Raw genomic sequence first — 19359 nt, 5'->3', positions numbered from 1 at the left:
TCCCATCTGAAAAGGAGAATCCCTCTTGGCAACCAAGATCACCAACGCACCCGCCACCGAGCCGGTAAAGCCGGCAGAGGCCTCGACCTCGGCAGCAGCTCCGGCCAACGGAAAGAAGACCTACCGCACGCTGAAGCCTGTGGCGCTCGGCGCAAGCTTCCACGACAAGGGCGTCGAGGTGACGCTCAGCGATCGCCAGGCCGAGTTCCTGCGCGTGTCGGGCGCGATCGAGCCGGTCGAACTGAAGGAGGCCGCGAAGTGAGAGCCGCGCCATTTACCGTCAAGGTGCCCCTGGCCTATCCGGTCAAGGTCGACGGCGTCGAATGCGCGCAGCTCGTCATGCGCCGCCCCAAGGGCCGCGACATGAAGCTCGCGCGTCGGGCCAGCAACGGCGACGACGTCGAGATGGACACGATCCTCTTCGCGAACCTCTGCGAGGTCGCGCCCGACGTGATCGACGAGCTCGACCTGGCCGACCTGAAGCGCCTGCAGACGACGTTCGAAAGTTTTTTGTCCGCGCCTTCGCCGACGGCGAATTGAATCGGCTGCTCGTGTGCGCCGCGCGCGTCACGGGCTGGAGCCGCGCCGAGCTGCTCGATCTCGACCTGGTCGAGCTCGAGGAGGTGGTCGAGGCAGCGCTCGACGCCGGCTTCCTTGAGCGCAAGAAATAGACACCGACAGGATCTGACAGGAGCCCGCACGTGGCCATGGAGAAGTTTTCGCTGGGAGTCCTGATCGGCGCCAGCACGAGCGCCAAGTTCGCCTCGGTCACTGGCAGCGTGAGCAAGCAGCTCGCGGGCATCGGCCGGGCGGCGCAGGAGCTCAACCACAAGCGGGTCAAGTTCACCGCCTTCGACGAGGCTGGCACGGCGGCCAAGGCCGCGAGCGCCGAATTCTTCAAGGCCAAGCAGAGTGTCGCGGCCTACAAGGCGGCGCTCGACAAGGCCAAGGGCAGCGACCCGGCCGGCCTCAAGCAACTCGGCCGGCAGCTGGTCGAGGCGGAGCAGCGCATGACCAGCACCCGCCGCGCCATGGACCGCAAGGTCGAGGCCTTCAACAAGTCGAAGGCGGCGGTCACTGCGGCCGGGCTCTCGTTGAGCAACTACAAGAAGCAGCTGTCGAGCGTCAGCGCCGAGCTCGAGCGCGCTCAGCAGCGCCAGGCGAAGTTCGCGCGCGCGGCGCAGGCCCGCGCGAATCACGACGAGGCCAAGGGCAACTTCCGCAGCGCGGCGGTGAGCGCTTCGGTCATGGGCGGTGGTGTCATCGCCGGGATGATCCGGCCGGCGATGCAGTTCGAGGACGCGATGCTCGGCGTCGCCAAGCAGGTCGACGGCGCGCGCGACAGCAACGGCCAACTCACGCGCACCTATTTCGAGATGCGCGACGCGATCCAGGCCATGGGCCTAAAGCTGCCGATGGCGACCAACGAGATCGCCCAGCTCGTTACGCAGGGCGCGCGCATGGGCATCCAGGGCAAGCAGAACCTGCTGGTTTTCGCGAACGAGACGGCGAAGATGTCCACGGCCTTCGAGATGCCGGCCGAGGAGATCGGCGACCAGATGGGCAAGATCGCGCAGCTCTTCAAGATCCCGATCTCGCGCATCGGCGACCTGGGCGACTCCATCAACTACCTCGACGACAACGCGATCTCCAAGGGCCGCGACATCATTGAAGTAATGCAGCGTATGGCAGGCTCCGCCGCCACGCTGGGCATGAGCGCACCGAACGCGGCGGCGCTGGCCTCCACCTTCCTGTCGCTCGGCGAGTCGGCCGAGCGCGCCGGCACGGCCTCCGAGGGCATGCTGCGCCAGCTCAACATCGCGAAGATGAACCCGAAGCGCTTTCAGGAAGGCGTGAAGATGATCGGGATGACGGCCAGTGCGCTGCAGAAGGGCATGACCGTCGATGCGCAAGGCACCATCCTGACGGTGCTCGAGCGCATCAAGAAGCTCAAGCCTGACGAGCAGATGGAAGCCGTCACGCGGCTCTTCGGCAAGGACTGGGGCGGCGCGATCGCGAAGCTTGCAGGCGGCCTCGACGAGTACCGCCGGCAGATCGAACTCGCCAACGGCGCGGAGCGCCAGGGTTCGATGGACCGCGAGATGGCCGCGCGCCAACAGACCACCAGCGCGCACTGGCAGCGCATGAAAAACGGCGTCGGGCAACTGGCCGTTGCACTGGGGAGCGTCCTGCTCCCGAGCCTGAACGACGTGCTGGACAAGCTGATTCCCGTCGCTGCCGCAGCCGCGAAGTGGGCGGACGAGAATCCGCTTCTGATCAAATCCGTCCTGACCGCTGCCGGCGCGCTGGTGGCCTTCAAGGTCGGCGCGTCATCGATCGGCGTGGCGACAACGGCGCTCAAGGCCCTGGGCCTGGTCGCGAGCGCGAATCCGTTCGGCTTGATGCTGCGCCTGGTCGTGGTCGCCGCGGCGCTGATCTACTCCAACTGGGACGGCATCGTCGGCGGGCTGAAAGCGCTTTGGGAGGACCTGAAGTCTTTCGGCGAATCAATCTGGCAGAAGCTAGGCGGCTCGGTGTCGGCGGTGCTGACCAACATCGGCAAGGCCATCCTCGACTGGTCGCCGCTTGGCTTCTTCTACAGCGCCTGGGCCACAGTGTTCGGCTGGTTCGGCGTCGAGTTGCCGGGCAATTTCTCGGATTTCGGCTCGCAACTCGTGAACGGCCTGATCGACGGCATCACCGCCAAATGGACCGAGCTCAAGAAGACCGCAGCGGCCATGGCCGACACGGTGACCGGCATCTTCAAGAAGAAGACCGAGATCCACTCGCCGAGCCGCGTATTCCAGGGCTTCGGCCAGATGATCGGGGAGGGCGCGCGCCTGGGCATCCTGAGCACCACCGCAGCCGTCGGCCTGGCGGGCGGCCAACTCGCCGCCGCGGCGGAGGGCGGCGGATGGGGCCCCGGGGGCGCCGGCGCACCTGGAGCTTCGAGCGCGCGCAGCGCGGCTGCCGCGCCCGCCGGCGCCCAGACCATCACGATCAACATCAGCCAGCTGGCGGGCGAGAGTGGCCAGGAGCTGGCCGATCGCGTCGTGCGCAAGCTGCAGGCGGCGCAGGCCAAGACCCGGCGCGGCGCATTGGGAGACTGGGATGGCCTCTAGCTACCGCGATGCGCTCGGCATCGTCATCGGCGTCGCGAATGCCACGGGAAACCCTGAGCTCGCCCGCCTTGCCGACGCGGCAGGCGCCTTCCTCGGCATCGGCGGTGCCGCGCCGCGCTTGGTAGGCGACGTGCTGCTGCAGCTCGGCGAGTATCAGTTCTCGGTCGGCACCGCGGCGCACCAGAGCATCGCGCGCAAGCACGAATGGCGATGGGCGCAGGTCGACCGGCTCTCGCGAACGCCGGCGCAGCAGTACGTCGGGCCGGGCGTCGAGAGCATCAGCCTGCAGGGATTGCTCTACCCCGAGTTCGCGGGCGACGACGACCAGATCGCGGCGATGCGCGCGCAGGCCGACCTCGGCGAGCCGCTGCTGCTGGTCGACCACTTCGGCAACGTGTTCGGCCTCTACTGCATCCGCTCGATCGCGGCGACCGGCACCGCGCTCGATCCCAAGGGCCTGCCGCGGCGCATCGAGTTCAGCATCGAGCTGGTGGCCTATGGCGAGGACGACATCGGGGGCGGCGAGGCCGCGGCAGCGCCATGAGCAGGCTGTATCGGACGATCGACGGTGACATGGCCGATGCGCTCGCGTTGCGCCTGCTGGGCTCGGCGCAGCATGTCGTGCTGCTGCTGGAGGCCAATCCGGGCCTGCCTGCCCACGGCGCGGTGCTGCCGGCCGGCCTGGTGCTCGTGATCCCGCCAACGCCGGTGAGCACCAGCCGCTCGACGATGCGGCTCTGGGGGCGCTCGGAATGATGCCGGTTTTCCAGATCGAAGCCAATGGCGCGGACATCACGGCGCTGGTGAAAGATCGTCTCGTGTCGTTGTCGATCACCGACGAGGCGGGCATCACGGCCGACACGCTCGAGCTCACGCTCGACGACCGTGACTTTGCGCTCGAGCTGCCGCCCTCGGGCGCCACGCTGCGTGTCTGGCTTGGCTACGCTGGCCGGGCGCTGCAGGACATGGGCAGCTACAGCGTCGATGAGGTTGAGCTCTCCGGCCTGCCGGCGCAGATGGTGCTGCGCGGGCGCAGCGCCGACATGCTCGCGAGCCTGAAGACCTGGAAGAAGCGCAGTTGGGACAAGAAGCTCAATCCGCGCGGCACGCTCGGCGCGATCCTGGAGACCATCGCCCGCGAGCACGGGCTGACGCCGGCGATCGCGCAGGAATTCGTCGGCTTCCCGGTCGACCACCTCGACCAAACCTACGAGTCGGATCTGAACCTGCTCACGCGCCTGGCTGAGCAGCACGGCGCGGTGGCCAAGCCCGCCGGCGGCTACCTGGTGTTCACGCGCAAGGGCAGCGGCAGGGACGCGCACGGCGAGCCGCTGCCGGAGGTGGCCCTGCACCCGGTCGACGACAGCTTCCTCGACTGGCGGGCCAGCTACCACGAGCGGGCGGCGTACGCGCGGGTCGGTGCGCACTGGAACGACAAGAAGGGGGCGGCGGTGCGCTACGTCTACGCGGGCAACGGGGATCCGACAATGTATGTGCGGCATCCGTTCAAGTCCGAGCGAGACGCGCTCGCCGCGGCGGAGGCGAAGCTGCGGCAGTTCCAGCGCGGCCGGACCGGGTTGTCGTTGAACTGCATGGGGCGGCCTGTGGTGTGTGCGGAAATGCCGGTCGTGGTCTCGGGCACGCGCGAGGGCGTGGATGGGCCATGGATCTGCACGCGGGCGCAGCACACGCTGGATGGTGGTGGGCTGCGGACCAGCCTCGAGGCACAGAGGCGAGAGGATTTTGATCCCTGAGCCGGGGCGGTTCAATGGCAGAAAGAGATGCTACGGGGAGCCTGTCACAAGCAGCATCCAGGTTGTTGACAGGGCGCAATTTGGTGAAACGACTTCGTTGAATGTTTGACGCTCACTGCGATTCACCCATTGCTAGAAGTGAAAGGGCTGACCACAATGGCCGCTCGCTTGCACATAACGTCGTTCCTGCACTAATAACTCAAAAGCGTGGAGGTGCTCATGGATTCGTCGAGGCAGTCCGGACTTTGCCGCCGGTCACTCATCGTGAGCGCCTGCTGTTTGCTCAGCGCGTGCTATGGCTACGGTGACTTGGGAACCTGTTCTAGCCCATGTCAGGAGAAAGGCTATCAACGCGACGCTTTCTGTGTGTGCCGGGAGAAGTCAACAGACACGGTTCTGCTTCCACCGAATGACTACGCACCAGTTGCGGGCAGAGACATTTATTCCGCTCCGACTCCACATTGCTTCTTGAACAATATTGTTTATTTATATAACGTATCTAATCGAGATGTCATAGCCACTTACTCCTACCTGAAGAATGGAACAAGAGAGCGTGACACTAGAAGGGTGCCGCATGGTTTCAGGGGATATGAGGACGCCAAGAAACGCAATACCGTCCTCGGCTACGACATGCTAGATGATCAGAATTGCACGGCGGTAGACTATCAGCTAGAAAGGTCTATGCCAGCGCTGATGACGGAGTTAGAAGAACAACAACACGCTCTTCAAGATATCTTGGTCAAGAGCAAATCCGATTTATTGGAAAGACTAAAGAACTCAGATTTGCTCAAGCCGGCTGATTCGATAATTTCTCCGGCGTCACGCGATTTGGTCGCCCCTGATCACTTGGTGATTGTTAAGAAAGTAGAGCTTCTCGATTGCTCCAAAGAGTGTAACGGTCCAACGCCCTCTCTGATGTGCCTTAAAGGTACCCCTCCCGATCAGGTGCAAGTCAAAGCAATCAGGGATCAGCTGCAGAAACCATTGGTGTCGGACAAGTTGCTTATCAGCGATGTTCAAGCTGTGATTGGCAAGGCCGTGGGTTGCAAACGTGAAGATGTTAAATTAACTGCCACTGGGGCATTAAGCAATGGAGAACCATGCGCATATCCATTTTATTTCAAAGAGAAAGACTCCGAGCCCTCCATTGTTGTTCATTACCCAGCAACGGTCTCCGCAAATAGGGTCAACCAGCACAATCTATCAGCTCTGGAGTTCAAAGCACCTGCCGAAACGCCAGTCTTGTACTTTAGAAATAAGGCAATTAATGAAGATTGGGGAGGCAAGGTTGTGCGAATCTCGTCTGACGACAACGGCGTTTACTACCAAACAACTGGCGGTTGCATTGCACTGGAGATCAAATGAATTCTCAAATGCATATGCTAGTGGGCCTGGTCGTAGCAGGCCTGATGGCATCCTGTGTGACTCACAACGAACATGAAATTGGAAGCACGATCGGCGAGCATTCGGATGCTTCCGCCGAGGCCAGTTTTCCTTCGACGCCTAGTGGCGGAAGAAGATCGGTGGCTACTGTCAGCGAAGGGGCACCTCGCCGAACGCCCTCTGCTACACCAAGCCAATCAAGCCAATCGAGCCAATCGAGCCAATCGAGCCAATCGAAGAGCGCATGCAACATTGATCCCATAACTGTTTCAGCCGAGCGATTGTTGCCTCCAGTTATCGGTGTGGGACCTTCTTTAAACGGGGTGGTAAAATCGAATTTACGATTTTCACATATTACTCGCAATGGTGTACCGGGATTGGCAATAAATGAAACACTAACGGTGATGTATATTGACTCGCTACAAGCCGCAACCGCAAATGAACTTCAACAAGCGCTAACGGCGCGGATAAAAAGTCAAGAATCCTGTCAGCTCTCTATAGGAAGGATTTTTGTCGATCCATTGACGGATCAACCTCTCGCAATGAGGGCAGGCGCTGAGTTTAAATTGCGAAGCTGTAGAAGCGCGGATGTGCCTTGCGGGCACGTAACGTGCGAAATCAAATGGAACTACCAATCTTGCAGAGATGACCTTTGTCGCGTCTCAGTGATCGACGACATTCCCGGAGGCAACGGCACAGCTAGTGGGGTAATTTCGGTTGCGCTCAAAGCAGAAGACAAAGCATCCGTGCGAAGTGATATCAACGTTTCGGAATACAGTTCCAACGTTTCTGTCGGTGATGTTGGCGAAGCATTAATCAGGCTCGGGCTCTCGAGGGCCGACTTTTCCAAGATCTTTGGACTGGCTGCGCCGGATTTCCCTGTCATGAACGAGAATCGAAGCTATTTATTTAAAATTCCACAAGAAGCCTTTCTTTATAAGCCGCAGGTAAATTCTGCAGCATGGAAGGACGTGAGCGACGAAGGAATTCGGGGGGTGCAGAGATTCGGAATTCAAGTGGCTCGCTACGCAGAGGTTAAGGAAAAGACGGCCTGCGAGTGGATTAAGTGCGTGAGAAACGGGACGACGGAGAGTTGCTCCCTTTAGCTGCACCATGCGCGGGGCCAAACCACAGCGCAAAGAAACCGTGAATTTGGGAGTTCGTGCTCGCGTAGCCCATAGCTCCGCCTGACGCAACGGCGCGGCAGGAGCGGCGCACCCTGATGAGCCGGTTGCAGGACTGCTGCAGCTACCCACCGTCTGCGGCACTCCATCTGAACTTTCCCTGCAGGCGACAGGCGACCACTCCGGCGACCATCGCTGCATGAGTGGCATGAGTTCAAACACCGGCGCGGCCTTGGGCGGCCTGGCGCACCTGCGCCAATCCCTCTCCGACATCCTCGCCACCCCGATCGGCTCGCGCGTCATGCGCCGCGAATACGGCGCCCGCGTCTTCGAGTTCATCGACGCGCCGATCAACCGCCGCACCCTGGTCAGCATCGTGGCCGCAAGCGCAGCCGCGATCGCGCGCTGGGAGCCGCGCGTGAAGCTCAAGCGCATCCACGTCACCAAGGCAGGCGTCGGCTTCGTCACGCTCGCGATGGACTGCGTCTACCTGCCGCTGAACGCGGCCGTGACTGTCTCGGACGTCGAGGTGCGGACGTGAGCGCGAGCGGATCGGAGGCGAGCGTCTTCAACGCCATCGACATCTCGAGCCTGCCGAAGCCCGCGATCCTCGAGGCGTTGGACTTCGAGGCACTGCTGGCCGCGTTCAAGGCAGAGCTTCTCGGCCGGATCGACCCCGCAGAGCGCGCCAACGTCGCCGCGGTGCTGGCGCTGGAGTCCGAGCCGCTTGCGAAGCTGGCCGAGGTCGCTGCCTACCGCGACCTGCTGCAGCGCGCGCGCTACAACGACGAGGCGCGCTCGCTGATGCTGGCCTTCGCGACCGGTTCGGATCTCGATCACATCGGCGTCACCTACTTCCGCGGCGAGAGGCGCTTGACGATCATCGAGGCGGATCCCGACGCGCGCCCACCGCGGCCCGCGGTGATGGAGTCCGACGCGGCATTTCAGAGCCGCCTCGCGCTGAAGGCCGAGAGCTATAGCGTGGCCGGGCCCACCGGCGCCTACCTGTTCCACGCGCTGAGCGCGGCAGGCACGGTCAAGGACGCATCGGTGACCAGTCCGAGGCCCGGAACCACGCTCGTGACCGTGCTCGGCACGTCTGGCGACGGCAGCGCCGACGACGCCACGCTCCACGCCGTGACCGCCCGGCTCAACACCGACAACGTGCGGCCCCTGTGCGAGGAGGTGATCGTCAAGGCGGCCGCCATCGTGCCGTACGCGATCGAGCTGCAGATCTACCACTACGCGGGTCCCGACGTCTCGCTGGTGCGATCGGCCGCGCGGGACGCACTCGCGGTTTTCGCGGAGCGGCACCACCGCTGCGGCCACGACATCACGCTCAGCGGCATCTATGCCGCTGCCCATCAGCCGGGCGTGCAGCGGGTGGTGATCGTCAGCCCCGCCGCGGACATTTCGGTCGACTACGAGAACGCCGCCTATTGCACCGGCATCACCGTCACACTGGCCGGGGAAGCGCTGTGACGCTGGCTCAGCAGACGATCCTTCCGCCGAGCGCCTCGAGCACGGAACGCGCCTTCGACCTGGCCTATGCCGCGCGTCTTTCGGCGGTCCGCACGCTGGTGCCTTCGCTGTGGAACGCTGACACTTGTCCCGCCTCGCTTCTGCCCTGGCTCGCGTGGGCGCTGTCCGTCGACGACTGGGACGCGGACTGGCCCGAGCAGATGAAGCGCAATGCCTGCCGCGAGGCGGTCGAGATCCACGAGCACAAGGGCACGCCGGCAGCCATCAAGCGCGCGCTGGCTGTGCGCGGGCATGGCGATGCCATCCTCCTCGAGCGCAGCAACAGCATCGCGCACGACGGTCGGGTCACTGCGCGAACCGGCATCCATCGCCGCGGCGGCAACGGCCACTGGGCGACCTACACCGTGATCCTGCAGCGGCCGGTGACCATCGACCAGGCCGAGAGCATCAAGCGCATGTTGCTCAACGTGCGACGCAACTGCTGCCACCTGGTCGAACTGAACTACACGCGCGCAGCGCTGGGCCACAACGGCTTCGCGCAGCGCAACGGCACCTACACGCGCGGCACTGTCGCGCCCGGCGCCTAAACCCATTGGAGAGGAGAAACATGGCAACGGTCGTCCCCGGTCTCGTGCTTCCATCGACGGCGGTGAACCTCACCGAAGTCGATGTGTGGCCCGAGGGCATCTATCAACTCGAGACGTCCGACCCGGTGCTGGGCGGACCCGATGGCATCGACAACGCGCAGGCGCGGCAACTCGGCGCGCGAAGCCGCCATCAGCGGCTGCGGAACATCACGGCCTGGGTCGCGGGCTTCGACTACCCGGCAGATGCTTACGTCGCCCATGCCGGCGCGACTTGGAAGAGCGCCGCGCCGAGTCGTGGTTCCGAGCCCGGCACCGTGGGAGCCGCATGGCTGCGCTGGGGGTTCACGATCAAGGAGATCGAGGCACTGCTCGACGGATCGCTTGCCTGGCACGAGACCAAGACCGATCCGCATCCGGGCTACGCATTCCGCGACGGCTTCGCCTCGCCGCCGCTCGACTACCGCGGCCAGGTCATCACGATCATCGCGCCGCACGTGCGCCAGATGATCTGGAACGGCACGAAGTACGTCCGTGCGCCATGGAACCAGCCCGGCCTGGTGCAGTACAGCTACGACAACCCGGCCACGATTCCCGGCTACCTGCCGATCCGCGGCGACGTGAGCTACAACCAGGCCAACTACCCCGACCTGGTCGCACGGCTCGGCCTGTCCGGCACCGGCACCTTCTCGCTGATCGAGCTGCGCGGCGAGTTCATCCGCTGCCTGGACAACGGCCGCGGAGTCGAGGCTGGCCGTGCGCTGCGCTCCTGGCAGGACGGTGACAACCGGCATCACGCGCACGCCGTGGCCGACCCCGGCCACAACCACTACGTCAACGACCCGGGGCATGCGCACCACGCGTGGACGGACGTGCAAGGCGCACACAACCACGGAATGCTGGTCCCGCAATACGTCGGCGACAACGACCGAGGCGGGCAGGGCTCCACCTTCAGCATCGACACGCCGGTCTGGGTCAACACCGACGGCGCCCACGGCCACAACGTCGGCGTGGCCGGTGCGCTCACCGGCATCTGGCTCAACGGCAGCGGCACCGGCATTGGCATCTACGGCGACGGCTCCGAAGCACGCCCGCGCAACGTTGCCCTGCCGGCCTGGGTCAGCTACTGAAAGCCCCTCGCACCATGACCAAGACCATCTACCTGATCGACCCTGAAACCCGCGTGCTGCTCGGCAGCTCGCCGCATCCGCTCGACCCGGTCGAGACTGAGCGCGCCGGCAAGCCCGTCTACGCGCTGCTCAACGCGAACTTCGCCACTGACGTCGCACCGCCTCCCATTCCCCCGGGGATGAAGGCGGTGCTGATGGGGCGCACCTGGGTGCTCGAGGAGGTTCCCCCTCCGCCCGCTCCGCCTGCGCCGATCGCGCTGCCGGCGCCAGCCGAGACTCGCGAGCCAACGCTCGGCGAGAAGCTCGACGCCTTCAAGGCCTTGATCCAGGAATACATGGACGCCATGGCGCGCTCGCTCAACTACGACGACATCAAGACTGCGGTGACTTACGCCGACGAGCCGTCGGTGCCGAAGTTCCAGATCGAGGGCAGGGCCCTACGCGCCTGGCGCTCGCAGATCTGGGCGGCCGGCTACGCGTTGCTCGCGCGCGTCGAGGCCGGCGAGATCGCGGAGCCGACCCAGGAGGAACTCGTCGAGCTGTTGCCGCGCCTGGTCGTGCCGCCGCTCGAGCCTGTGCCGCCGATCGAAACCGATTCGGGGGTGCAGGTTGAAGACTGAACTGATTTCGTCCAGCGCTGCCGGCGCTGTCAGTGGCATCACGTTGTCGGCGGCGATGTGGCCGCACCTGGACATCGGATTGCTGAGCGGCGTGTTCTGCGGCGCGCTCGTGTTCCTGCTGCGCAGCAAGGAGCCGTCCCGGCTCAAGAAGGCGCTGTATTTCGGCATCTCGCTCGTCGGCGGGTATGCGCTGACCCCGCACCTTCGCGCGGCCGTTCCGTCGCTTCCGCTGTGGCTCGCGGCCTTCGTTTCGGCCGCGCTGCTCGTAGCGATCGCGATGGTGGTGCTGGACTGGGCCGAAACGAGCGTGCCGCAGATCCTGAGTCGTTTGGTCGAGCGTGTCCTTGGAGGAGGAAGAAATGAATGAACTGTTGATGTACTTCGAGGCGCAAGGGGCTTTCGACCTCGCGCTGCTGCTGGTGAACGGGCTGATCGGCGCGGTGATCTTCCTGCTGCTGGTCCTGGCGGACCCCGACGCGGAGGATGCGTGCGCCACGCATGGGCGGATCGCGCGCTACGTGCTGGCCGCCGTTTATGGCGTGATCGCAATGCGAGTGCTGGGCGGGTGGTACTACACGCCGGTCGAACCGGCCGAGGCTGCGGTCAACGGCCTCGTGCTCTGGCAGGTCTGGTTGGTGCGGGGAGACATGTCCGTGCTGATTCGCGCGATTCGGTACCTGCAGGCTCGAGTGGGGGTGCGGGGATGATGAGTCTTCAATCCGTCGTGTCCCAGGTCCTCGAGCCCGCCATGAAGCTGCTGCCGGCGCGCACGGACAGCCTCGCGGCCCGCGTCCTGCTGCTCGCCATCGGCCAGCAGGAGAGCCGCTTTGAGTTTCGTCGCCAGCTCGGCAACGGCCCCGCGCGCGGCTTGTGGCAGTTCGAGTGCGGCACCAGGGCGAGCAGGGGAGGCGTGTGGGGCGTATACCTGCACGAGCAGAGCCGTGGCTATCTGGAGGCCCTGTGCCAGGCTCGGCGCGTGGCCTTCGAGCCGGCCGCGATCTGGTCGGCGCTCGAGCGCGACGACATCCTTGCCGCCGGCGTGGCCAGGCTGCTCCTATGGACCGATCCGAAGCCGCTGCCAGCGACCGACGATGCGGCCGCGGCGTGGGACCTCTACGCGCTGCGCACCTGGCGGCCGGGCAAGCCGCATCGGCTGACTTGGGACGCATACCACCTGGCGAGCCGCCGGGCGCTGGGTCTGGTCGCATGAGCCCGGCACTTGCGGCTTTGGCCGGCGCAATCGCGCTCAGCGTCGCGGCCAATGCGGCGCTCGGCTGGGCATGGATCGGAACTCGCCACGAGCTCGCCAAGGCCGTGAGCGAACGCGATGCCACTCGCGCCCTGGCGTCGGCATGCAGTGATGCCACCGACGATCTTCGCAACTTGGCCGACGAGCGCGCCGCGACCGCGAGGAAGGCCCAGGCGAGCGCGCGAGGCGCAGCCGCGGCGCGCGAGGAGTTGGCGCACACGATCCTGTCCACCCCGGCGGCTCTGGCTGGCGACGACTGCGGCAGTGCGCGCGTGCGAGTCGATCGCTGGCTGATCGAGCGGGGAGAGGCGCAATGATGGGTCGACATGGCCTCGCTTCGCTGGCGGCGATCGCGTCTTTGGCGCTCGCGGCCTGCGGCACCGCCGGCGTGACCAAGATCAAGGTTCCGATCCCCGTTGAATGCCGCGTGCAGACGCCCGCTCGCCCGGCGATGCCGACTGAAGCGCTGGCGCCAGGGGTCGAGCTGGACCGCTTCGCGGCGAGCGCGATGGCCGAGATCGAGATCCGCGAAGGTTACGAGCTCGAGCTGCGCGCCGCGGTCGATTCCTGCACGGCGCCGGTCGCGCCGTCGTAGAGAAAAAAGAACAAGGCGACTTGCCAAGGTGTTGAAGCACCGAGGCGAGCCACCAATCCCACAGCGCATGCCTGTGAGCCCAGCCAAGGCCCTGTCCACCTCTAGAGGCGGGGCGAGTGTAAACGCAGTCTGGAACCCCTCATGGCAATCCCAATCGTCCCCTGGCTCGGTGGCAAGCGCCGCCTGGCCGACACCATCATTCCGCGCTTCCCGGCGCATACCTGCTATGTCGAGGTCTTCGCGGGCGGGGCGGCACTGTACTTCCTGCGACCGCCGGCCGACGTCGAAGTGATCAACGACGTGAACGGTGACCTGGTCAACCTCTACCGCGTGGTGCAGAACCACCTCGAGGAGTTCGTGAGGCAGTTCAAATGGGCGCTGTCGAGCCGCGAGGTGTTCAAGTGGCTGCAGGCCACGCCGCCGGCCACACTCACCGACATCCAGCGGGCCGCGCGCTTCTTCTACTTGCAGCACCACGCCTTCGGCGGCAAGGTTTCGGGCCAGACCTGGGGCACGGCGACTACGGCGCCGCCGGTCAATCTGCTGCGACTCGAGGAGCAGCTGAGCGCGGCGCATCTTCGGCTGGCAGGGACGCACATTGAGCGTCTTGATTGGCGCGAGTGCATGCGGCGCTACGACCGGCCGCACACGCTGTTCTACCTGGACCCCCCGTACTGGCAGACCGAGGGTTACGGCGTGCCTTTCGACTGGCAGGAATATGAGGCCATGGCCAACACTCTGAAGTCATTGCAGGGCAAGGCGATTCTGAGCATCAACGACCATCCCGAGGTGCGGTCCTGCTTCGCCGAGCTGCACATGGAATCGCTCGACATCACCTACCAGGTCGGGGGAGGGCACCGGCCGGCGGATCGGAAGGAATTGCTGATCTTCAGTTGGGACGTAGCGGCGGAGCCCGCGGGTCTCTTCTAGGCGGTGAGGCGATCCGGCCTGAGCAGCGCGCCTCCGCTCCCTGAAGTCCGGGAGCTCGCCCGGAAATCGACCTTCCCTGTTGCGGTGGATCATGTCGCCTCTACGCCTCTACTGTAGTGAGGAAGAGTTAGCTGCGGCTAGATGTGGCCGAAGCCGGGCTCGTGTGTGGGTTGAGATTCAGATCGATCCAGCCTGGCAGATCGAAGGCGAGCTGGCACTCGGCCAGCAGCATCAGCGGATAGTCGGCCGAGGTCCATGCGAAGGACCAACCGAGCTATTTGCTGCCGCTCTGCTGAGCCTTGATTGCGGACTGGAGCAGTTCCTCGGCGCGCCGCATTGCGTAGATTTGCACCTCAGAGATGGACAGATTCGCGCTCCTGGGGATTGCGACGGTGAACGAAATGGTCTCGATGATCTCGCCCGCGCTCGATCGGTGCGCGACGGCGTCGTTCCACGTGACGAGCCAGCCGTGGTCGGCCGTGTTTTGAATCATGAAAGGTTGTCCGAGATATTCCATCTTGTCTGCCCCTCGTAGGGTCCCTGTTGAGAAATCGAAAAAGTGATCGCTGCCGTTGCCGTGGCGGGCGTTAAGCCGCCGGCTCCGTGGCCTTGGACGAGTTCTCCTGCTCATCGAGCGCCGCCCGCAGCCGCTTGAGCACGCTCGCCGCCGGCTTGACCTCGACGGTATGGCCGACCGTGGTCGAAACGGTGCCCCGGAGGGTCTGCAGCATCTCGGTCGAGGTGATGAAGCCGTCGATGAAGTTAGCCGCCCACAGCGGCACCAGCGGGAACATGAAGCGGGCGACCTCGCCGTGCTCAAGGCGCTTGGGGGTCATATCCCCGAGCCCATCGTGCAGGAATTGAGTCGCGTGCTCCTTGCCCCCGCCGGTGTCGACGACCCAGCCGATGGCATTGATGATGACCGGACGCTCGCCGAGGTTGGTGACGACGTAGCCTATGCAATCGACCCAGGCAGGGTCGCCGGGCGTGAACTGCGTGTAGACATTAAGGTCGGTCCTGAGTTGCACATGGCTGGCGCTGCGGGCCAGTCGCAGGGCCACGATAACCGCCGCGACGGTGCCGATGCCGGCCACCCATGTGCCTGCGGCGTTGACGACCCCGATCCACTGATCTGCGTGAAAACTCATGAGCGCCGATTGTGGCAGCGCAAGTGTGCAGCCTTTGGGGAAGGCGCCCAGGCCCCCCGATTGGCTCAGGCGATGAAATGGGCCCATTCGCCTGACCGCCCCCATGGGCCGAGATCAGCCGGTCATGGCAGCAGCGTGAGGGAGTGCCGAAAGAATCCGTACATCACCGCAAGCGCATCTCGCGCATCCTGCTCAAGAATCGTCCTGAAGTGGGCCTTGATTGTCCAGATGCGATGGCCAAGGGTGTCCGGGTCGTCCTCGTCACGGCGGTGCACGAACGGGTTGCGCAGCGCGCACAGGGCCTCGGCGCGATCGAGCAGGTCGGCCGGAAACAGATCTGCTGCGCGTGCAAGGTCGATCGCCTCCATGATCATCGGGCTCCTCGCCTTCTTCTTCCCTGGCAGCGGCTCGGGCAGCGACGGCAGCGAGTCGGCCAGCGCGTGCTCCACATAGGCGAGGGCTAGGATCAACGTCGCCACGTTGTTGCCGTACACGAAGCTGGCGCGGGCCTCTTCCAGGACCATCGACGTCTCAGGTCTGTCGAAGATCAGACCGATCGGCGGGTGATACTGCGACAAGCAGACGAGTCGCTCCACACGCTCGACCCGGCTGGCTGCGTCATGTCGCTCAAGGGAAGCGGAGATTCGTTCGCGGAATTCCGCGTCGGTCTCCGAAGGTTTGGGGTCAGTCATGCTGCGCATTGTGCGTGCGGCCAGAGTCGCTACCGTCGCCGATGGGTGTCACGTGGAACAGCGCCAGGGGCCGCGCGATGGCCGGGGCGAGCATCAGCACCCTCCCGCGCCGATCGCGCCCCGCGCGGGCGTAGTGGGCAAAGTCAGCTAAAGAGCGATGTCAAAGACCGGAGTGGGCCTGAGCAGACATTCCGCTCGCCCGAACGCGGTCATAGCGCGACGGGCAAATTAGCGATGGGCGACGCCATCGCGTGCAGTGCTCGCCGAGCGCGCTCCATCTGCCATCTATCAGCAGCGCTCGAAGGTCGTATCGGCACTCGATGCTGCCGAGCAGGAACGCGCGGCGATGTAGCCAATGTCCGCGGAACTAAGCAGCAGCCAGTCCTGGCTTTGCACCGGGTGCCCAAGGAGGCTTAGTGAGAGCGCTCACGCCACTCAAGCGAACAGGTCTGCGGGCTGCTTCGCGAGTTTGGCCTCATCTGGGGCCGTCGTCTAAGTGAGCGGCCGGACAGACCTGGTGGCCCTAGCAAACCGTGCAGGCGCGCCAGCGCCGCCCGCATCTGCATTCGACCCAGCGACCCACACTCCACCCTGCCGTCATGCGCGGCATTGCCCTATGTCAGCTTAGGAAGCTAAATCTTTAAAATTATGCGCATTGGCTCTTATACATAGAAATTGTGCGGCTGTCAAGTTGTCGCTTGGCGCTTCACGATATTTAGTTTCCACTCGGAGTCCAAGGGGACCTCCTCTGCAACCCACCCTACAAACTCCATGTCTGGCAATAATACACTCTGTGGGGTGGCCTCTTCCTTAGAAAGAGCATGCATACGCAATCCCAATCCCGGTCGACAATGACCTTCCACTGAAATGTTGAATTGACGCGGATAGCCAAAAATGTACTCAACCTTTCCTACAGGCCCAGAACCGCGGAGTGGAACGTATGCAATTATGTCTTCTCCTTTTTTGACAAGGTCCTGCATGAGTCTTTGCGCATTCTCTATGAAATTTAGCGTGTAAGGCCCTGTGCCTGGCTCAAGTGGGGGATCAAAAAATAGGCATAGCGAGCGAGAACGGAGGTCATCATCCTCACAGCGCACAGGCGTTTCAATAATGCGGTGCTTGCCGTTAGGTCCAAAAAGCTGGATCGAAGCTGTGCGCTCAACAAACAAGCTTCCACTATCAATATTGAATAATCCCATTCTCAAAGATGCTACAGAGTCGCGTTCGGTGTGAAAAACAAATTGGACCTCAGCCGTATCCGGCACGTCATGCCAAGGATCACCCGGCTGACGCAATGAATTGCAATATATCGAAAACCGACAGGATAGATACCTAATAAGCTTCTTCTGCTCTATGTCCCGATAGACCTTGCCCACCTGTCTCAAAAGAAACTGTGCTGTTGGATTCTCTTCAAGCCACGGGTCTACTTTGAGCTGCCTCTTGCCATCCTTCTTGAACCTAACCCAGTTAGCGATCCACTGCGTGGCGCGAATATAGGCAAGTTCATACTTGTCGTTCAACCCGCTACGGAACGCATCCTCGAAATCGAAGGTCCCGATTGATGTGTCTATATAGTGAATGTTGGCGGGGTGCAACGACAAGCGAGTCTTGCGCTCCGCCGTAGAAATGGCTGAATCAAGCAGGGAGAGAGCGAACGAAAGCGTTCCGCTAGGACTTCTACCCGTCAAGGGCTCAAATGAAATCGCAATAATATTTTCAGAATATTCTTCAATTTCCTCGCGCAGCAAATCTACAGGCAGATTTTCACATAAGCCACCGTCGTATCGACCGCTAGGAGTTTTCCACGCACCAAAGAAAAAGGGAATGTTCGTCGAATTAAGAATCGCGAGTTTTACGTCTTTGACCTGAGCCTCAGGGATGGCTTTGGCCTCTGCGAGGTCTGTCGAAGGGATTATCAAGCCGATTTTTGATTCTTTTGATATAGCGCCGATCTGCAATTCCTTTGTGTCGAATATACTATCTAGCCAGTCGCGCAATTGCTTTTGCGAGCGAAGTGGGCGGCCGGTCGCAATCATCCAAAGACTTAATAGTCGAGGCCATTTCAGCGTATAGGCCTTCACCATTCGCTCCCCGTGACCCGCAATTAGTTCTTTACGAATCTGATCGATTGGCTTCTTGCTCGCCACTAGCGCCGCAACTATCGAGCCGGCCGAAGTGCCTGAAACGCGCTTAATCTCTATCGACTTACCGTGGGCGTCTTGCAATGCTTGACCCACTGCCATAAGTGCGCACAGCTTCGCGCCACCGCCTTGGAACGCTATTTGAACTGGGATGAGCTCATCTGTCTGCTCAGTGGGCGAAGAATTCAAATGTGCTCCTTCCGACCTTTCGGCTGATTCTTGCTGACCTGTGTCTCACAAATCCAGAGTTTGGTCAACATGTAGTTTCATGGACAACATCCCCAAATCGGCCGAAGTGGCGTAGATTACTGGATGTGCATCCATATATCCGGAGCTAAATGGATACCCTTCTCATGGACCCCGTGGCCGCGGACATCTGGATCGCCGCCTGTGCGCACGAACTGCATCGGCGCTGGCGAATCGTCGACCCGTCAGCTGGGCGAGCTGGCGGGCGATCTCTGGCGGGACGAGCGACTGCGCGCGCTGCCGCCGGCGACGGCTGCAGTCGAGTGGCTGGCCCCGGTTGCGCACCGGCCGGACTCCAGCAGAATGCGCTGATGTGCAGCCACTACCAGGCCGAGAAGCGCCGCAAGCAGATCGAGAAACACTTCGGCATCCACCTGCCGCCGAGCTGGGAGCCGCCGCCCGGTGGCACATCTACCCGATGCAGATGGCGCCGTTCATCCGAAGGCCACCCGAAAGGGAATCAGGCGACGAGGCCGTGCCGGACTTCGAAGTCGTAGAAGGCCACTTCGGGCTGCTGCCCGGCTTCGCCAAGGAGGTCAAATACGGCCTCAAGACGTACAACGCCCGCATCGAAACGGTCCGCGAGCTGGCGAGCTTCAAGAACGCCTGGGCCAAGCCGCGGCACTGCATCGTGCCTTGCGAGGCGATCTGTGAGCCGGACTGGCGCACGGGCAAATTCGTTCCCACGCGATTCACCGCGGCCAACGACGAGACGCTTGGCGTCGCCGGGCTGTGGTCGCCCTGGAAGAACCCCGAGACAGCGGAGTGGGCGCTGAGTTTCACGATGCTCACGATCAACGCGGACGAGCACCCGCTCTTCAAGCTGATGCATCGGCCCGACCCGAAGCGCCCGCCAGAGAAGCAGGACAAGCGCATGGTCGTGATCCTGCCGGAGGCGCAGTACGGCGAGTGGCTGGATGCACCGCCGGAGCGCTCGATGGATTTCATGATGCAGTTCCCGGCCGAGCGGCTCGCTATGGCCGCAGAGCCTTTGCCGCCGAAGGAGCCCGAGGCGATCATCGTTGCCCGTGTGACGAAGGCACCGCCAGAAGAGCCTTTGCTTTTTTAGTTTGGGATGAAGCAGTCGCCTCGGTTGGGACCGCAGTCGAGCCAGATGCGGGTATCAAGCGACGCCAAAGGTCGCGATCCATACACGCCA

General features: G+C 63.1%; 25 protein-coding genes. 21 read left to right on the top strand and 4 right to left on the bottom strand.

Features of this window, described 5'->3' with window-relative positions; all coding sequences use genetic code 11:
- The first annotated feature begins 25 nt into the window (after positions 1-25).
- From AC1DYD_RS20610 to AC1DYD_RS20515, 20 genes are all read left to right on the top strand, one after another.
- Positions 26-262: a hypothetical protein gene (locus AC1DYD_RS20610; protein ID WP_478174613.1), complete on the top strand. Its 237-nt coding sequence runs from the start codon at positions 26-28 to the stop codon at positions 260-262.
- Positions 259-540 (top strand): phage tail assembly protein, encoded by a 282-nt coding sequence (locus tag AC1DYD_RS20605; protein ID WP_478174612.1) that lies wholly within the window; start codon positions 259-261, stop codon positions 538-540. Before AC1DYD_RS20610 ends, AC1DYD_RS20605 begins: the two co-directional genes overlap by 4 nt.
- The gene (locus AC1DYD_RS20600) at positions 537-671 is read left to right on the top strand and encodes a hypothetical protein (protein WP_478174611.1); all 135 of its coding nucleotides are present in this window, start codon (positions 537-539) and stop codon (positions 669-671) included. Before AC1DYD_RS20605 ends, AC1DYD_RS20600 begins: the two co-directional genes overlap by 4 nt.
- Before the next feature lie 36 nt (positions 672-707).
- A complete protein-coding gene (locus tag AC1DYD_RS20595; protein ID WP_478174610.1) occupies positions 708-3122 on the top strand; it encodes a phage tail tape measure protein in 2415 nt (804 codons plus the stop codon).
- Complete coding sequence (locus AC1DYD_RS20590; protein WP_478174609.1) at positions 3112-3666, top strand: phage tail protein; 555 nt, start codon at positions 3112-3114, stop codon at positions 3664-3666. Before AC1DYD_RS20595 ends, AC1DYD_RS20590 begins: the two co-directional genes overlap by 11 nt.
- Positions 3663-3878, top strand: a complete 216-nt coding sequence (locus AC1DYD_RS20585; RefSeq protein ID WP_478174608.1) for a tail protein X — start codon at positions 3663-3665, stop codon at positions 3876-3878. Before AC1DYD_RS20590 ends, AC1DYD_RS20585 begins: the two co-directional genes overlap by 4 nt.
- The gene (locus AC1DYD_RS20580) at positions 3875-4876 is read left to right on the top strand and encodes a phage late control D family protein (protein ID WP_478174607.1); all 1002 of its coding nucleotides are present in this window, start codon (positions 3875-3877) and stop codon (positions 4874-4876) included. The genes AC1DYD_RS20585 and AC1DYD_RS20580 overlap by 4 nt, the downstream gene beginning before the upstream one ends.
- Before the next feature lie 468 nt (positions 4877-5344).
- A complete protein-coding gene (locus tag AC1DYD_RS20575) occupies positions 5345-6241 on the top strand; it encodes a hypothetical protein (protein ID WP_478174606.1) in 897 nt (298 codons plus the stop codon).
- A complete protein-coding gene (locus tag AC1DYD_RS20570) occupies positions 6238-7365 on the top strand; it encodes a hypothetical protein (protein WP_478174605.1) in 1128 nt (375 codons plus the stop codon). The genes AC1DYD_RS20575 and AC1DYD_RS20570 overlap by 4 nt, the downstream gene beginning before the upstream one ends.
- 226 nt (positions 7366-7591) lie before the next feature.
- Positions 7592-7924: a GPW/gp25 family protein gene (locus tag AC1DYD_RS20565; protein ID WP_478174604.1), complete on the top strand. Its 333-nt coding sequence runs from the start codon at positions 7592-7594 to the stop codon at positions 7922-7924.
- On the top strand, positions 7921-8865 hold the full coding sequence (locus tag AC1DYD_RS20560) for a baseplate assembly protein (RefSeq protein WP_478174603.1): 945 nt from the start codon (positions 7921-7923) through the stop codon (positions 8863-8865). Before AC1DYD_RS20565 ends, AC1DYD_RS20560 begins: the two co-directional genes overlap by 4 nt.
- On the top strand, positions 8862-9452 hold the full coding sequence (locus AC1DYD_RS20555; RefSeq protein WP_478174602.1) for a phage tail protein I: 591 nt from the start codon (positions 8862-8864) through the stop codon (positions 9450-9452). The genes AC1DYD_RS20560 and AC1DYD_RS20555 overlap by 4 nt, the downstream gene beginning before the upstream one ends.
- A gap of 20 nt (positions 9453-9472) precedes the next feature.
- Entirely contained in the window at positions 9473-10579 is a 1107-nt protein-coding gene (locus tag AC1DYD_RS20550) for a hypothetical protein (RefSeq protein WP_478174601.1), read from the top strand.
- Between the two features lie 14 nt (positions 10580-10593).
- A complete protein-coding gene (locus AC1DYD_RS20545) occupies positions 10594-11199 on the top strand; it encodes a hypothetical protein (RefSeq protein ID WP_478174600.1) in 606 nt (201 codons plus the stop codon).
- Positions 11189-11566 (top strand): putative holin, encoded by a 378-nt coding sequence (locus AC1DYD_RS20540; RefSeq protein ID WP_478174599.1) that lies wholly within the window; start codon positions 11189-11191, stop codon positions 11564-11566. Before AC1DYD_RS20545 ends, AC1DYD_RS20540 begins: the two co-directional genes overlap by 11 nt.
- Positions 11559-11906 (top strand): hypothetical protein, encoded by a 348-nt coding sequence (locus AC1DYD_RS20535; protein ID WP_478174598.1) that lies wholly within the window; start codon positions 11559-11561, stop codon positions 11904-11906. Before AC1DYD_RS20540 ends, AC1DYD_RS20535 begins: the two co-directional genes overlap by 8 nt.
- Positions 11906-12409: a hypothetical protein gene (locus AC1DYD_RS20530; RefSeq protein ID WP_478174597.1), complete on the top strand. Its 504-nt coding sequence runs from the start codon at positions 11906-11908 to the stop codon at positions 12407-12409. Before AC1DYD_RS20535 ends, AC1DYD_RS20530 begins: the two co-directional genes overlap by 1 nt.
- Complete coding sequence (locus AC1DYD_RS20525; protein WP_478174596.1) at positions 12406-12765, top strand: hypothetical protein; 360 nt, start codon at positions 12406-12408, stop codon at positions 12763-12765. The genes AC1DYD_RS20530 and AC1DYD_RS20525 overlap by 4 nt, the downstream gene beginning before the upstream one ends.
- On the top strand, positions 12762-13043 hold the full coding sequence (locus AC1DYD_RS20520; protein ID WP_478174595.1) for a hypothetical protein: 282 nt from the start codon (positions 12762-12764) through the stop codon (positions 13041-13043). The genes AC1DYD_RS20525 and AC1DYD_RS20520 overlap by 4 nt, the downstream gene beginning before the upstream one ends.
- 141 nt (positions 13044-13184) lie before the next feature.
- Entirely contained in the window at positions 13185-13973 is a 789-nt protein-coding gene (locus AC1DYD_RS20515; protein ID WP_478174594.1) for a DNA adenine methylase, read from the top strand.
- Positions 13974-14247: 274 nt separating this feature from the next.
- Here the strand turns inward: AC1DYD_RS20515 and AC1DYD_RS20510 are convergent, their stop codons facing one another.
- The 4 genes from AC1DYD_RS20510 to AC1DYD_RS20495 all read right to left on the bottom strand — a co-directional run bounded on the left by AC1DYD_RS20510 (position 14248) and on the right by AC1DYD_RS20495 (position 18143).
- Positions 14248-14466, bottom strand: a complete 219-nt coding sequence (locus AC1DYD_RS20510) for a hypothetical protein (RefSeq protein WP_478174593.1) — start codon at positions 14464-14466, stop codon at positions 14248-14250.
- Positions 14467-14560: 94 nt separating this feature from the next.
- Positions 14561-15121 carry a hypothetical protein gene (locus tag AC1DYD_RS20505; protein ID WP_478174592.1) on the bottom strand — a complete coding sequence of 187 codons (561 nt, stop codon included), beginning with the start codon at positions 15119-15121 and terminating at the stop codon, positions 14561-14563.
- A 122-nt stretch (positions 15122-15243) separates the two neighbouring features.
- Positions 15244-15813: a hypothetical protein gene (locus AC1DYD_RS20500; RefSeq protein ID WP_478174591.1), complete on the bottom strand. Its 570-nt coding sequence runs from the start codon at positions 15811-15813 to the stop codon at positions 15244-15246.
- Between the two features lie 686 nt (positions 15814-16499).
- On the bottom strand, positions 16500-18143 hold the full coding sequence (locus tag AC1DYD_RS20495; protein ID WP_478174590.1) for a patatin-like phospholipase family protein: 1644 nt from the start codon (positions 18141-18143) through the stop codon (positions 16500-16502).
- A 334-nt stretch (positions 18144-18477) separates the two neighbouring features.
- Between AC1DYD_RS20495 and AC1DYD_RS20490 the strand changes: the two genes are divergently transcribed.
- On the top strand, positions 18478-19269 hold the full coding sequence (locus tag AC1DYD_RS20490; protein WP_478174589.1) for an SOS response-associated peptidase: 792 nt from the start codon (positions 18478-18480) through the stop codon (positions 19267-19269).
- Positions 19270-19359 lie beyond the last annotated feature (90 nt).

The organism is Variovorax sp. P4_B11 (genome assembly GCF_056402355.1).
Note: the sequence above shows the minus strand (reverse complement) of the source record. Positions and strands in the feature narration are given on the sequence as shown.

What these genes read in the sequence shown, in the direction of transcription:
- AC1DYD_RS20585 (WP_478174608.1), top strand. Translation starts at nt 3,663, where the DNA reads ATGAGCAGGCTGTATCGGACGATCGACGGTGACATGGCCGATGCGCTC.
- AC1DYD_RS20550 (WP_478174601.1), top strand. Translation starts at nt 9,473, where the DNA reads ATGGCAACGGTCGTCCCCGGTCTCGTGCTTCCATCGACGGCGGTGAAC.
- AC1DYD_RS20530 (WP_478174597.1), top strand. Translation starts at nt 11,906, where the DNA reads ATGAGTCTTCAATCCGTCGTGTCCCAGGTCCTCGAGCCCGCCATGAAG.
- AC1DYD_RS20525 (WP_478174596.1), top strand. Translation starts at nt 12,406, where the DNA reads ATGAGCCCGGCACTTGCGGCTTTGGCCGGCGCAATCGCGCTCAGCGTC.
- AC1DYD_RS20570 (WP_478174605.1), top strand. Translation starts at nt 6,238, where the DNA reads ATGAATTCTCAAATGCATATGCTAGTGGGCCTGGTCGTAGCAGGCCTG.
- AC1DYD_RS20595 (WP_478174610.1), top strand. Translation starts at nt 708, where the DNA reads ATGGAGAAGTTTTCGCTGGGAGTCCTGATCGGCGCCAGCACGAGCGCC.
- AC1DYD_RS20535 (WP_478174598.1), top strand. Translation starts at nt 11,559, where the DNA reads ATGAATGAACTGTTGATGTACTTCGAGGCGCAAGGGGCTTTCGACCTC.
- AC1DYD_RS20590 (WP_478174609.1), top strand. Translation starts at nt 3,112, where the DNA reads ATGGCCTCTAGCTACCGCGATGCGCTCGGCATCGTCATCGGCGTCGCG.
- AC1DYD_RS20545 (WP_478174600.1), top strand. Translation starts at nt 10,594, where the DNA reads ATGACCAAGACCATCTACCTGATCGACCCTGAAACCCGCGTGCTGCTC.
- AC1DYD_RS20520 (WP_478174595.1), top strand. Translation starts at nt 12,762, where the DNA reads ATGATGGGTCGACATGGCCTCGCTTCGCTGGCGGCGATCGCGTCTTTG.
- AC1DYD_RS20505 (WP_478174592.1), bottom strand. Translation starts at nt 15,121, where the DNA reads ATGAGTTTTCACGCAGATCAGTGGATCGGGGTCGTCAACGCCGCAGGC.
- AC1DYD_RS20565 (WP_478174604.1), top strand. Translation starts at nt 7,592, where the DNA reads ATGAGTTCAAACACCGGCGCGGCCTTGGGCGGCCTGGCGCACCTGCGC.
- AC1DYD_RS20515 (WP_478174594.1), top strand. Translation starts at nt 13,185, where the DNA reads ATGGCAATCCCAATCGTCCCCTGGCTCGGTGGCAAGCGCCGCCTGGCC.
- AC1DYD_RS20510 (WP_478174593.1), bottom strand. Translation starts at nt 14,466, where the DNA reads ATGATTCAAAACACGGCCGACCACGGCTGGCTCGTCACGTGGAACGAC.
- AC1DYD_RS20580 (WP_478174607.1), top strand. Translation starts at nt 3,875, where the DNA reads ATGATGCCGGTTTTCCAGATCGAAGCCAATGGCGCGGACATCACGGCG.
- AC1DYD_RS20500 (WP_478174591.1), bottom strand. Translation starts at nt 15,813, where the DNA reads ATGACTGACCCCAAACCTTCGGAGACCGACGCGGAATTCCGCGAACGA.